General features: G+C 34.7%; 12 protein-coding genes. 11 read left to right on the top strand and 1 reads right to left on the bottom strand.

The window, feature by feature from the left end; all coding sequences use genetic code 11:
• The 6 genes from E7Z77_RS02900 to E7Z77_RS02875 form a co-directional block, all read left to right on the top strand.
• The coding region (locus tag E7Z77_RS02900; RefSeq protein ID WP_292750163.1) for a DNA-directed RNA polymerase subunit P at positions 1-98 on the top strand (98 nt) is incomplete at its 5' end.
• Positions 99-138: 40 nt separating this feature from the next.
• Positions 139-624 (top strand): ribonucleotide-diphosphate reductase subunit beta, encoded by a 486-nt coding sequence (locus tag E7Z77_RS02895; protein ID WP_292749994.1) that lies wholly within the window; start codon positions 139-141, stop codon positions 622-624.
• Positions 617-883 (top strand): KEOPS complex subunit Pcc1, encoded by a 267-nt coding sequence (locus E7Z77_RS02890; protein WP_292749991.1) that lies wholly within the window; start codon positions 617-619, stop codon positions 881-883. Before E7Z77_RS02895 ends, E7Z77_RS02890 begins: the two co-directional genes overlap by 8 nt.
• 39 nt (positions 884-922) lie before the next feature.
• Positions 923-1,270 (top strand): prefoldin subunit beta, encoded by a 348-nt coding sequence (locus tag E7Z77_RS02885; protein ID WP_292749986.1) that lies wholly within the window; start codon positions 923-925, stop codon positions 1,268-1,270.
• A gap of 34 nt (positions 1,271-1,304) precedes the next feature.
• Positions 1,305-1,589 carry a DUF3194 domain-containing protein gene (locus E7Z77_RS02880; protein WP_292749983.1) on the top strand — a complete coding sequence of 95 codons (285 nt, stop codon included), beginning with the start codon at positions 1,305-1,307 and terminating at the stop codon, positions 1,587-1,589.
• A gap of 589 nt (positions 1,590-2,178) precedes the next feature.
• A complete protein-coding gene (locus tag E7Z77_RS02875; RefSeq protein ID WP_292749981.1) occupies positions 2,179-2,868 on the top strand; it encodes a HisA/HisF family protein in 690 nt (229 codons plus the stop codon).
• Here E7Z77_RS02875 and E7Z77_RS02870 read toward each other — a convergent pair.
• The gene (locus E7Z77_RS02870; RefSeq protein ID WP_292749978.1) at positions 2,860-3,039 is read right to left on the bottom strand and encodes a hypothetical protein; all 180 of its coding nucleotides are present in this window, start codon (positions 3,037-3,039) and stop codon (positions 2,860-2,862) included. The genes E7Z77_RS02875 and E7Z77_RS02870 overlap by 9 nt on opposite strands.
• 108 nt (positions 3,040-3,147) lie before the next feature.
• Between E7Z77_RS02870 and E7Z77_RS02865 the strand changes: the two genes are divergently transcribed.
• The 5 genes from E7Z77_RS02865 to E7Z77_RS02845 all read left to right on the top strand — a co-directional run bounded on the left by E7Z77_RS02865 (position 3,148) and on the right by E7Z77_RS02845 (position 14,722).
• Entirely contained in the window at positions 3,148-3,996 is an 849-nt protein-coding gene (locus E7Z77_RS02865; RefSeq protein ID WP_292749976.1) for a cation diffusion facilitator family transporter, read from the top strand.
• Between the two features lie 10 nt (positions 3,997-4,006).
• Entirely contained in the window at positions 4,007-4,810 is an 804-nt protein-coding gene (locus tag E7Z77_RS02860; protein ID WP_292749974.1) for a PfkB family carbohydrate kinase, read from the top strand.
• 137 nt (positions 4,811-4,947) lie between these two features.
• Entirely contained in the window at positions 4,948-5,712 is a 765-nt protein-coding gene (locus tag E7Z77_RS02855) for a hypothetical protein (protein ID WP_292749972.1), read from the top strand.
• Between the two features lie 399 nt (positions 5,713-6,111).
• Complete coding sequence (locus E7Z77_RS02850) at positions 6,112-7,029, top strand: tetratricopeptide repeat protein (protein WP_292749970.1); 918 nt, start codon at positions 6,112-6,114, stop codon at positions 7,027-7,029.
• Positions 7,030-7,381: 352 nt separating this feature from the next.
• Positions 7,382-14,722 (top strand): DUF3320 domain-containing protein, encoded by a 7,341-nt coding sequence (locus E7Z77_RS02845; protein ID WP_292749967.1) that lies wholly within the window; start codon positions 7,382-7,384, stop codon positions 14,720-14,722.
• The last annotated feature ends 5 nt before the right edge of the window (positions 14,723-14,727 follow it).

Below are 14,727 nucleotides of genomic sequence, written 5' to 3'. Positions count from 1 at the left end.
ACCATAAAAGCTACATGGAAAATAAATGTCCTAAATGCAGATATAGGATTTTATTTAAAAATGTTCCAGAAACTACAAGAATTATAAAAGCAAGATAATTTATCTGCTTTTACTAAATTTTTACTATTTTTGATTTAAATGTTAATCTCAACTTCTAGAAAACCTTCTCAAAAAACTAGAAAATTCTGTAAAAATTTGGCCCATGCAACAGGTTCAACTTCCGTCAACAGAGGGAAAATGAACATGCGTGAGCTATTGTTGAAGGCGTTGGAAGTTGATGAATTCAATTTAGCTATTGTAAATGAAATCAAGGGCAATCCGAGCAGAATCTCTTTTTATTCTAACAGAGGAGAATTGTTGCTCACCATTCTTATTGGAGCATCTGATGCAGGTGAGAAAATGAATATTGCCCCTTCCCAATTGAAAATAGTGTCTGAGGTAGACGAACTTAATATCCTGAAGGATATTCTGGACATGGATTTAGTGCATAAGGCAGATGACAATTACATATTGATTTCCAAAAGTGAAGGTTTGGCGGCTAAAATCAATTTCATTAATAAGTTTGGCGACAAGATAGATTTCCAGATTAATGTTAAAAAGATTTTAGAGGTTTCAAATGATTGAAGAAAGCCCACTTGAATCTGTTAAAAGCAATATCGTTGTGGAATTTGACAGCAGCAGTCAAGCTAAAATCATTTACGATTCAATTCTTTTAGAATTCAATACCGCTCCAGATTTCAGGTCATCAATGACCATTGATTTGGATGGTTCCAATATTATAATTAATATTGATGCAGAAGACTCAACTTCATTCAGAGCTTCTGTAAATTCAGCAATCAAGTGGATCAAACTGGCATTAGAAATAAATAACTTGACAAATTAATATTCATATAATTATTTAAAATGAAAATTAGGTGATAAAATGGAAATTCCGGAAAACATTCAACATCAATTAAATCAGTTTCAACAATTACAACAACAAGCTCAGGCTGTATCTTTACAGGTTCAAAATGTAGAGATTCAAATTCAAGAAACTGAAAAAGCTTTAGAAGAACTTAAAAAAACTGATGAAGACACTGAAGTATTTAAACAAGCAGGTACTTTACTTATTAAAGTAGAATACGGTGATGCTTTAGCTGAAATGGAAGATAAATTGGAAACTCTTCAATTAAGAAAACAAACCATGGCCCGCCAAGAAGAAAGAGTCATGAAAAAACTTGAAGAGATGCAAGCTACCATTCAAGCTGCTATGAACGGTATGGGTCAATAGGCTCAATACTTTCATTTTTCTTTTTTTGATTTTTATGTCTAAATTAAAAGTATTAACTCCAGAGGATTTGGAAACTATTTCTGACGATTTTGGCGAAATCCTTGAACGTGAAGTTTCAAAATCAATGTCCATGAAGGAATTGGAAGATTTGGATTTGGATATTGTTCTAAGCTATGAAAATGAGCAATTGGACGTTGATGTTGATGTCGGAGTTATGTTTGATGAGTTATCCGAAATCACACAGGATCAAGTGACTCAGGCCATTGATGAAGCATACATAAAGTTCGATGCCTACATTGATGAGAATTTCAGGGAATAATTATTTTTTTTTAATTTTTTCGTAATACTTATTATATATTTTATATTAATTTAAGTAATACTTTTTTATAAAAAAGTATTTATACTATAAAGTCCAACTGTTATATAGAGTTTGAAGTAACTTAATAGCTTAGCAAAATTAGGACAAACACGTAATACTATCTTTCAAATTCCCTCTTTCATTTACTTCAAACTTTTTTACTTTAATTTTTTCAAATAGACTTTATCAACCAGATTTTAAAATTTTTTACAGATTTTAAGGTGCCTAAAATTTGGCGTTTTATCTTTTTGAATTTTTTATATACATATATTAATAATTATAATTTAGAATGTAATTATTGTTTATTTTTTATTAAAAAAATTAAAAAGTATTTATTCAAGTATACTTTAATTTTTCTAAATTATAGTAACATTTATATACTATGTGAATTAACTTTATATTAGAGGTTCATAACATATTCTGTTATTTACCATAAATTGATCATTATTTTTTATATACTCGGAGATGAGCTGGCAAACACATAAGCTCATCTCACCTCCTTAAAAACTATTTTTAAAAATATTAATACTTGAATATTCTAACTATAATCATGATTAAGAAAATTCCAGTTATCGATTTGAAACAACATCAGGCTGTAAGCGGAAAATCAGGCATGAGAGACACATATCAGCCGTTAAGGACAGTTTTTGCATCATCATCCAGCCCGATTGACATTGCAAACGGATTAAGATTAAGCGGTGCGGATGAGATGTACATTGCCGATTTGGACCTGATTGAATCTGCCGGCCATAATATCGATGATGTTAAGATGGTCAACACAATATTGAATGTGATGTTTGACGGAGGCGTTAAAAACCTTCAGGGATTCGAATTTTTCCTGGATTATGCTTATAAGATTATCGTACCTACAGAAACAATAGAAAGCCTCGAGGAAATTGAAAAAATATTTGAGAAATATCCTAAGGAAAGAATTGTCATAAGCGTTGACGTGAAGGACAATGAGCTTCTTGCAAAGAACATGAACATAAATCTGCAGGAATTCAAGGAATTCCTGAAAAGAATTGATCCAAATGAAATAATCCTTCTGGATATCAGCGGCGTGGGCACCGAAAAGGGATATAATGAAAAGCTTCTAGAAGAATTTGATGATTTGAAAGATAAGCTAATCATTGCAGGCGGTCTAAACAAGGATTCCCTCAATGAATTGGAATCACTTGGAATAAAAAAAGTATTGATAGGAACTAGCCTGCATTCAGGCGAAGTAACTCTTCTAGACTAAAATACTTAATATTACATAAGGGAAAATGCAAGCTACAAGGAATAACACAATTCCTAAGGCTAATTTACCTTTGTCTTCTTCTAATGATCCTGAAATAATAAATATGAGTCCGAAAAATCCACAGATTACAGGAAGAATATGTGAAAATATTGTTGTTCCAACTATCGCCATTTTATCACTAATATAATTTACATTTTTTAATTATATAAATATAACCTTAAATTTACTAGTTTATTGATAAATAACTTTTTTATTATTGAGAGGACATATATAAAAAACATGAGAATCGACATTCATAATCATCACAAGAAAGCAGGTGAAAATCTGGCATTTGTATTTTTCATGAATCTTGCTTTTAACATAATTGTCATTGTCGGAGGCCTGGCCACAAACAGTATGGCAATTCTTGCAGACTGCATTCATGACATGTCAGATACCATTTCAATAGCCATAGCATGGTTTCTGGAGCATCTCTCTCAAAGGGATTCAACAGACAAGTATTCCTATGGCTATCAGAGATTTTCAATTCTTGGTGCGGTCATAACTTCAACATTTGTCATTGTTATGGCATTCGTCATACTTTATGAAGCAATTCCAAGATTGTTTGCGCCGGAGGGCATTGATGCAGGTGGAATGCTTATTGTGGCAATTGTCGGAATCATTTTCAAATCGATTTCAGTTCACAGGCTTCATAATGGCGAAACATTTAATGAAAGGGCAATCCTATTTCATCAGTTAGGTGATGTTTTTGAATGGATTGCTATATTGATTCTGAGTGTAGTGCTGATGTTTTGGGATGGTGCACAGTATCTTGATCCTTTCGTTTCAATAGGTATTGCCCTGTGGCTGATATTCAACCTCGGAAGAAATCTGCATAAGTCCTTTGAAGTTCTGCTTCAAAAGACACCTAATCACTTTGATGTCGAGGAGTTCAAATCAAGTGTATTGGCCATTGATGGCGTAAGGGGAATTGATGATTTTCATGCATGGTCTTTAGATGGAATCGATTCTGTTCTGACTTTGAAAATTGAAGTAGATAACGTAGATATGCAGGATGAAATTAAAAAAGAGATTTATAGTATTTCATCCAAATATCACATTGTAGATATTACAATTGAATTTGACTAAGGGGAACATTATGACATTGGTTGTTTTAGGGCCTGTAACTGAAGACCTGATTGTTATCGGGGGGCAGGAATCCAGAAAAATAGGCGGCGCAACATACTACCAAAGCATTGTTTTCGATAGGTATTATGAAGATTATGTGGCCATCGTAAACTGCGCAGATGAAAGCTTAATCAATGACTTTCCTTCAAAGGGTAAGGTCAAGGCAGTCTTAAAGCAAGACACTCACTTTTTCATCAATGACTATCCGAATCCTGATAACCTGGATGTGCGCAATCAGCTGAGCAATTTTGCCGACATTGCGATTTTGAAAAGCGATCTGGAAGGGATTCTTCCTGATGACATTGACGGCTTTGTACTGAATCCCCTGAACCGCCATGATTTTCCTATTGAAACGATTGAATATCTCAAAAGTTTCAATGTTCCTGTTTTCATATCAATCCAGGGATTTTTGAGAGTTCCTGATGTTGAAGCAAATGGAAATTATACAATAAAATTGTCATACTTTGAGGATTTGGATGCCATTTTAGATGGTGTTGATGCAATATTTTTGGATGAGGCGGAAGCGAACATCATTGGGTATGGCTATGATGTAGATGAGATGGTCATAACTGATGGAAGTCATGGGTCAAGGATAATTTCGGGGGATGAAACAAGAATCGATGCTGTGGAATGTGATGATGTTGTTGATACGACCGGTTGCGGCGACACTTACATGGCGGCCTACATATCCCAGCGCTTGTCATCCAAATCCATTAAGGAATCCGGTGATTTCGCATCTTTGATTGCAAGCAGGAAAATTAGTAATCAATTTTAATATCCATTGATATAATGTTAGTTATGTCTGACTTGGTGTTTTCAAGAAGATTTTATTAAAGAAGATTTTGGTTTATCTATTTTACAATTGTTTTTCTCGGGAGGATATGATTATTTTTTTAGAAATGAGGTGAATTTATGAGTTGGACTATTGCTACTAAAGAAGAGCGTAAACAATTAGCTAAAAGATTTTTTGTTGTAATGCTATTTATGACCCCAATAGCGGTTGGTGTAATATATTTATTTCGTAGAGATTTGTATAAATGCTTCTTCATGTTTTTATCATGTGTTGGGTTAACTATATATTTTGTGGTGTTTGCTTATAAAACTGATTGGGTTGATAGAAAAGTAGGTTTTTTTGATTCAGAGTTTAGTGGTGCTTCATATCAAGCGATAGTATTTTTTATTTTTGGAATTTATATCGCTCTGGCTATTGGTTTTTTTGGTTTAGGTTTGATTGAAAGTGGTATTACTTCGGCGGTTGCTTTTGGGGTTTCAATACTTTTTGTTGGTATTTTGACATTGTGGAGAACTGATGTCTTCAATAATAACAGTCGTCTTTTGTTAATTGAAGATGAATTTGGAAATAAGTATTATAAGGAGGTATTAGGTTATCATCCGGGCCTCTTTTGGGTTCCTCTTATGGGGGCTGGTGCACTGTTAGGTTTGGCTTTACATAATTTTTTAGATAGTGTCTTTTTCAATAGTACGCCAATTTTAAATAATGTGCCTTGTGTTATATTGTCATTTTTAGTTTGTTATTTAACGGTTTCACCTCATATTTCAAATAAATACTTGCCATTTGAAATAAGGACAAGTGAAGGACTCAAAAAATTTTTGATGTTGATTGTATTTTTAATGTTTATTGTAGGTGAATTTAATATTCTAATAATCAAATTATAACATAATTGAAGTTTACATATTTATCAGTAATTGAAATCATGAATCCAATATTATTTGTGATGGGGAAATTAAAAATAATAATATATATTTTGAAAGTATTATTAACCTTATCGGAGGATAATTTCCAATAAAATCCACATGATTCGTAAATGGGACTGATACAAAAATTTGGTTTAATGTTGGTGAATATATTGAAGATTTATATGAAGAATTTAACTTAGCTAGAGAAAATGATGAATTAATTTCTTTTATTTTTTCCAATTACAAAGACATATTTGGAATATACATGACTATTCAGACAATTGAATTCATTGATTTTATAAAGTATATTATTTTAATGGAGCTTTTAAAAGATAATGGATTAAAAGTTAATTCAACTAATAATGAGAGTGAGCATCTATGATTAAAAATCGGATTATTAAATATTATTTTAAAAAAGCAGATTATTATAGTGATGAGCGGCAATGTAAAAAAGCCATAAGTTATCTTGATAAGATATTGGTTATTGATAAGTATAATAATCTAGATGCATTAAGCTCAAAGGGTTTTTGTTATGCGGATTTATACGATAAAGAAAATTCATTTAAATGTTTTGATGAACTTTCTAAACTTATTCCTAATGAAGTTGGGATTGATCTCAATAAAGGTATCGCATGCAGTATATTAAATGAATTTGAACTTGCAATTGAGTGTTTTGATAAATTTTTGGCAGAGTATCCTGATAATATTAATGCTTTAAGTTTAAAAGGGTTATGTTATTCTTTTTTAGGGGATTATGATAAAGCATTAAATATTTATGACAAAGTTTTAGAAAAGGAAAATGATTATATAACCATTGTAAGAAAAGGTTTATGTTACTCCAAGCTAAAAAAATATGATGAAGCAATAAGTTGCATTGAGAAAATTTTAGAACCGTATTGTGAAAATGCAACTGTTTTAGGTTCTATGTGTGATATTTTAATGTCTAAAGGAGATTATGAAAATGCGTTAATTTATGCAGATAAAATTTTAAAATTGAATCCGAATGAAATACAAGTAATCATTATGAAATCAAAAATTCTAGCTGAATTAGGTCAATTTAAAGAATCAATAAAAGGATTTGAAAGAGTTTCTAAAGTAGAATTTGATAAGTATGCTATAATAAATGATTATTATTTATATTATGGTCAATCCCTTGAATTAATGGGAAAATATGATGAAGCTTTAAAGATATATGATGAATATCTAAACAAATACCCTCATTTTCCAAAGGATGAAATATTAAAGGAAAAAGAAAAAATAACAAAAGTAATGAAAAATAATATTTTAATTAGATAATCATCTAGTTCATTGGTGTTATTAGGATAGCAACCAATCGCATTGAATTTTAAATTATTTTTCTATATTCGGGCATTTATTCTTATATTTATTAAAAATTATTTTCTTCCCAAAATGAAATGCAGAAGTATTATTTTGCGACTATAATATTATAGGATATCTTTTTTCATATTTTCATCAGGTATTATTCATTTAATCTATGTTATAATTAATATTAGTCTCATTTTATCATGATTAATTTATTTTTGGCCATAAATTCAAGTTTTTAACAATTTTTAGAAAACTTTATTAATATTTAAAACTATATTTATATATGCATTTTTAATTTTTTTAAACACTACAAAGGGTCATCATGTTAAATAAATCAGATAATATAATCGAAAAGGAATTTAAGAACTTACGTAAGGAGCTTTTGGACTTAACTTTAAGGAACCAGCTTCTTAACTTCAAGTCAAGAGCTAAAACCCTCACCATAGTAAATCAATCTCCCACAAATCTTTTCCAGACATTGGTCCTGCAGGAAAACAAGATGTATTTTGTGGCCAACAAAAAGGATAAGAAGGAGGACAAGTCTTCGGTGTGGGATCATATTCCCTTTGACTTTTCAAAGTTTTCTGAAGGCGACAAGAAATTGGCTACCGATTTGACCCCTAAGGAACTTCAGAAAAGATTGTATTACATCAATAACCAGGCAAAGACAATGCTTCAGGAGCAAGGTTACAACATCCTGTATCTGGCCGTTGGCTTTCTGCAGTGGAAAGACAAATCCAAGCCAAGACAGAAGAATAACGCTCCTTTGGTGTTGATTCCGGTTTCAATGGAAAGGAAAAAGGTTGGGGAATCATTCAACCTTGAATGGACCGGAGAGGATATCCAAACCAATATTTCACTTAAGGCCAAACTGCTGGAGGCAGGAATAGAACTTCCTGATTTTGAGTTTAAAAGGTATGGTGAAGTAATCGACCATTACATAGCAAGCGTCCGCCGCGCAGTATCAAGAATGGACGGATGGGAAGTCAATCATGATGTGGCCTTAGGTTTCTTCAGCTTTACCAAGTTTGTAATGTATAATGATTTGAACCCTGATGCATGGGCAGATAATGTTGATTTGACCAAGAATGAATTGATACAGGCCATTTTTAATCCAGCTAAAAATGACCAGGAGGCATTCAGGGAAGAGGATATCGATTCATGTCTGGAATATCAGAACATGTATCAGGTTCTTGATGCCGATTCGTCACAGATTGCCGCCATTCAGGACGTCAAGGCTGGCCGCAATCTGGTGGTTGAAGGACCGCCTGGAACCGGTAAATCCCAGACAATCGTAAACCTGATAGCCGAGCTTTTGGCAGAAGGAAAATCAGTTCTCTTCGTATCAGAGAAAATGGCTGCATTGGACGTCGTAAAGGACAGGCTGACCGCTGTCGGTCTGGGCAAATTCGTTTTGGAATTGCATTCACACAAGACAAGAAGGAAAAAGTTCCTCAAAGACCTTCAAAAGGCAACTAATGTAAGGGCTCAGGAGCCTTTAAACATAGATCAGACCATCCGCAAACTGGAGACTTTACGAAGGCAGCTTGACGATTATTCTCAGATTATCCACAGGCCGGTGTTTGCCGTTAACCTTTCAGCGTTCCAGCTCTACGGAATGAAGGAATCTGCCGATGACCATTTCGCAACAAAAGGGGCAATAATGCCTTTGGTCAGGTTTGAAAATCCCGAATCCATTACTCTTAAGGATTTGGACGACATGAAAATAGCTTTGGAAAACCTGGCAGAGCTTTATCAGACCATTTCAAAGGAAAATCCTTGGAGCAAATGCGCTCCTAAAAGTCTGCTTCCGGCCGATTTAAGGGAAATCGAAATGCTGATAAATGATACATTGTTTGCATTGGACAATTTCCTTGTCGAGCGCGGAAGGGTTTATGACATTTATGGAATAAAGCAGCCGGACACCTTAAACGAGTTCCAGAATTCGCTTTCAGCCTTTGAGGTCATCAAATCCCAAAATGCGGAACTGATTGACGGAAGCATAATCAAATCAGGTGCATGGAATACTAACAATGACGATGCATTTAAGTTAATATATGAACTTGAAAAGTATCAGAAGTATGCCGGAGCTTTAACCAAATTCAACCAAAGCATTTTCCAGGCAGATATTGACAGGCTGATATACGAGTTAAGAAACATTTCCCACAAGAAATTCAGATTCTTTAACAACAAACAGCACATTGAACTTGTCGAAAGGTATTATGCAGTGCCGGTTCCAGGAAGTGTTGATGAAATCATAAGGGATTTGCAGGAAGCAAAGGCAGTAATTAAATTAAGGAAAAATCTGGAAGCCAATGAAGCTTTAGGTAAAAAATACTATGGTGGCTATTGGCACCTTAATGCAAATGCAAATGATTTGAAGGCAATTGCAAAATGGATGAGCGAATTTACAGCACTTGTCCGTGAAGGAACATTTTCCCAAAATACAATAGATTTGATGAGCAAGGACCTGTTTGACATTAAGCCGGAAAGGGACCTTGCCGAATACATTGACTCAGGTGAAGAATTTGTAAGGGTTCTAACCAGGCTTAAGGATAAGCTAAACCCAAGAAGCAAACTTATCTTTAAAAGGGAAACAGGAGACGTTCCGTTTGAGGCATGGCAGGAGCAATTGTACAACTGGAGAGGACAGTTATCAAGCCTTCACTTATGGTCACAATACCTTAATACCAAAAATGCACTTAAATCATCCAATGCCAAAATGTTTGTAGATTCAATCGAGAAAAGAAACATTAAAAAAGAGGATATCGAGGCATTGGTTGAAGGAAACTTTGCAGATTCATTATTAAATATATTATTTGTTGAAAACCATGAACTCGCAACATTTGTCGGTGAGCTTCATGAAAACAGAATCAGGGAATTCAAAGATTTGGATAAAAAGATTCTTGTTTTAAACAGAAAAAGGATATTCCAAAAGCTGAACAGCAATATCCCTAAAATCTTTGGAGGAACAGAAAATCCTCAGGCAAAGATACTTGCAGGTGAGTTCACAAGAAAAAGCGGACACATGCCTGTAAGAAAACTTCTGGAAAAAGCAGGAGGAATGATAAAACAGATTAAACCTTGTTTCATGATGTCTCCACTGTCTATCGCACAATATTTGGATCCGACTAACGAAGAATTGCAGTTTGATGTAGTTATTTTTGACGAAGCAAGTCAGGTAAAACCTGAAGATGCACTCGGAGCATTCATGAGAGGAAAAACTGCAGTGGTCATGGGAGATACCCAACAACTGCCTCCTACTTCATTTTTCGACCAGATGTCAGATGCAGATAGCGATGAAGAGGAAGCCACATCCCTCGATATGGAAAGTATCCTGCATTTATGTAAACTTTCATTCCCTGTAAAAATGCTTAAATGGCACTACCGTAGCCGCCACGAATCCTTGATTACAGTTTCAAACAGGGAATTTTACGATGACGACTTATTAGTTTACCCTTCACCTTCACACAATGACCCTGAACTCGGTTTGAAGTTCCATTATAACCCGAACACTGCTTACCATAGGGGTTCATCATCTGCAAATCCTCTGGAGGCTCAAGACGTTGCAGAAGAGATTTTCAACCACTTTGAAAAGTATGGTGATACAAAGAGTCTGGGTGTTGGAACATTTTCCGTTGCTCAAAAAAATGCGATATTGGAAGCATTGGAAGTAAAACGTAAGGAAAGACCGGAATTTGAACCGTTATTCTCAGAGAATAAAGAAGAGAGGTTCTTTGTTAAAAACCTTGAGACAATACAAGGGGATGAAAGGGACGTTATCCTAATCAGTGTTGGATACGGTTATGATGAAGACAGAAAAATGTCACTCAACTTCGGTCCGCTAAACCAGGACGGTGGGGAAAGGAGACTGAACGTATTGATTACACGTGCAAGGGAAAAATGTGTGGTATTCTCCAACTTTAAAGCTTATGACATGAAATTGACAGCCAATCCGCCTTATGGTGTAAAATCCCTGAGGGAGTTCCTGGAATATGCTGAAAACTTAACATTGGGAACTCAGCAAGGCGGAGAATATACTAATGAACCGTTCGAGGATGCAATCGCAAGTTACCTGGAAGAGAACGGCTATACTGTTGACAGGCAAATCGGCTGTGCAGGATTTAGAGTGGACTTGGCTATTGTCGATGATGAAAATCCCGGAAAATATATTTTGGGAATCACAACCGACGGAAAAATGTATTCATCAAGTAAGGTGGCCCGTGACAGGGACAGATTACGTGAACAGGTGCTCAAAGGATTAGGTTGGAAACTTTACCATTTATGGTCAACCGATTGGTATAGGAACAGGGATCTGGGACGTAAAAAACTTTTGGAATTTGTTGAAAAATCAATTCGCCAAACACGTGCAGAAGAAAAACGCAAATCTGAAAAAGAAAAGGAACTGGCTGAAAAAAGAAGATTGGAAGCAGAAAAGAAAGCTGAAGAATTGAGAATTGCACGTGAACGTGAAGAAGCTGAAAGAAAAATGAAGGAAGAGCAATCCGGTGATGAAGTAAACATTGAAGATATCGGTCCGTCCGATTTCGTTGAAGTTGAAAAAGCCGATGATGACGTATTGGAAAAGCCGATTGATGTTTCTGAAATTGATCCTTCAGAATTCTTTGAAGAAGAATCCGGTCAAAAAACAATTAATGAAGATAATGTTATTAAAGAAAGTCCTTCTGAATTTGTCAATGTTGATGTTGAAGATGATAAGGTTGTTTTTGAGGATAGTCCTTCTGAATTTGTCAATGTTGATGTTGAAGATGATAAGGTTGTTTTTGAGGATAGTCCTTCTGAGTTTGTCAATGTTGAAGATGAGGTTGTTGAGGATATTCCTTCACAATTTGTTGATGTTGAATCTGCAAATGACGAAGTAGAAACCGAGATGGGTACTTCTGAATCTGTAGAAAGTAATGACTATGAAGATGAAGGATTTGTCAAAACCGAAATTGACTCAACTGATGGTGAAGAGCAAACAACTTCGGAAACTGAGGAAGAATATGATGATAGTGATTCTGAAGTTTGGGAATATGATAAAGGGGTTTCTCCTGAAGACAATGCTGAAGTATGGGAAAATGAAAAGGATTATGCTGATGAAAGCAAAGGTTCATTTTCAAAAGTCATCTCTGATAAAGTTAAATCATTCTTAAGAGATGATGAGGAATATGAAGAAAAATTAGAGAAAACATCCCTGTTCTCAGGACTTAAATTCACAAAAGATTTGGGGGAAAACTCAGATTTGGAAGAGGACATTGCCCAAACAATTGATGATATTGGTTTTGATGAAGTAAATGCAACCGAACAGATTTTAAATGAGGATATTGAAGTTGAAGATTTAGGCTCTGAAGATGCCAATTCACAATCTAAAGTGAAATTCACAAGCAAGATGGATTTGGATTCTGATGATTTTGTTGAAACTCCTGAAAATATGGAGTCAGATGATGATTATATTGTTGTAGAGCATGATGAAGTAGTTGAAGAAGCTCCTAAAAGGCCTTCATCTAAGAAAAAATCACCAGAACCAAAAATTGAGGATGATAAAGTTGATTTGGGTTCTGATGATGATTACATTTACGTCGATCACAGTCATGACGATGAGCGCGTATTGGATGATGAAATTGATTTCACTTCCGATGAAAAGGTTAGCTTTGTTCAAGAGGATGAGCCTGATTTAGGCTCTGATGAAAAAATCGACTTTGCTGAAGATGATAAAGTTGATTTGGGTTCTGATGATGATTACATTTATGTTGACCATAATCATGATGATGAGCATGTTATAAATGATGAGGAAGTTAAAGAACCTGAATCCGAAGCCGATTCAGCAGAAGAGAATGTGGAAATTGAAATTGATGAAAAACCACAAGCTCGCAGACATAAACCTAATAGAACAGGTTATGTCAAATCATTTATTTCAGATGTTGTCACCGGCGAACCACATCTTGAAAAAGAAGAGGTTGAAACTGTTAGGGGAGAAGTGATTGAAGAAGATGAAGTTCCACTTCACAAACCTGCTCCAAAAGACGATTTAGTTGTGGAAGCGGAAATAGTCAGCGATGATGATGACTTGAATATTTTCACTGACAGTTTAGGTGATGAAGATGATTCCTTTGAAAGGCCATCTCCTAAAATGGATTATACTGAAAGCGATGAGTTAAACATTTTCACTGATGAATTGCCTGATTTGCATAATGACGATAATCGCAAAAAACCTAATGAAGTTGTATCAAAAGCAATGGAAAGTTTCCTTGATGATTTGTTTGACGATGAGGAATTGCAAAAAGAAGTTTCTCCTGATAAGGAAATAGAAACTGAAGTTTCTGAGAGGGTGGTTTATCCTGGTAGGGATGTTGAGCCTGATGTTTCTGAGAGGGTGGTTTATCCTGGTAGGGATGTTGAGCCTGATGTTTCTGAGAGGGTGGTTTATCCTGAAAGGGAGATAGACCCAGTAACACTTCCTAAAGAGGATGTGCCTGTTAAAGATGTTAAATTCAAATCTGAAGTTAAAATAGATTATCCTGAAGATGAATTCACTGCTGAAGCTGAAACAATTCCTCAGGAGGAAGAAATCATTGAAGATATTCCAACTTCACCTAAAGAAGAAATCGGAGATGGTGTTACATATTATCAAGGAGCCAATGATGTTACAAGCAAGCTCAGAAAGAATAATTTCTATTATGAGGAAGAAAAGCCTAAATCCGTTAAGGATTCACTTAGGGGAATCAAGAAGGATATGCAGTACATCAATAAATCATTAAAGGAAATTGAAAATCCGACCAAAATTGATTATGTATCCGTTGTCGATAGGACTGAAGAGTATGACCCTATGGATTATCTCAACAGACCAAGTGATGATGATTCAGATAAGATACTTCAAATGGAACAGGAATTAACCTTCGCCGAAAAAGAAGAGCAAAGAATTGAAAAGGAAATGTCAAAAGATGATGAAGTCATTGTTCCTGTCCATGAACAGTTCAGAAATGAAAACTATAGGGACCAGGCTTTGGAAGATATTATTTCAAGCGCTGATGAGGATTATAAGGAAATTGAAAGAGAAAGATATAAAAAAGACAATCAGCTTAAGGCATTTGATGACCAGGTTCTTCCGGCTAGAGGCAAAATGGAAGACAGAATTGTAAATTATGTTCAAATTGATGATATAGGTATGCATTCCTCAGATGAATTGTACAAGCAGCCTATTGATAAAGTGGCAAAGTCAATTAATGATATTGTTGATGTTGAAGGTCCGATTCATGTCAAGGAAGTGACAAACAGAATCAAGGATTCATGCAATATCAAAAGGGCAGGCTCCAATCTGAAAAAACGTGTCAATGCCGCAATTAGTGAAGCTGAAAGCTCTGGAGATATTATCAAAATCGGAGACTTTTTATATGATGCTTCAAACAACAATATTGTAATCAGGAAAAGAGTTAAGCCGAATATTGATCTGATTTCAGATGAGGAGATAGCCAAAAATATAGAAACAGTATTGCTCTACAAGCAAAATGTTACAACAGGCCAGATTGCAAAGGAAACCTCACGCAATTTCGGTTTCAAATCAACTTCTAAAAAGACTGCAACAAGAATCAATAGTGTTTTAGATTTGATGATTGCAAACAACAAAGTCAAGATAGAAAATGATATTGTTGAACTCAAATAGGTTTT

Origin of the sequence: Methanobrevibacter sp. (assembly GCF_015062985.1) — an archaeon.
Classification (GTDB): domain Archaea; phylum Methanobacteriota; class Methanobacteria; order Methanobacteriales; family Methanobacteriaceae; genus Methanocatella.
Note: the sequence above shows the minus strand (reverse complement) of the source record. Positions and strands in the feature narration are given on the sequence as shown.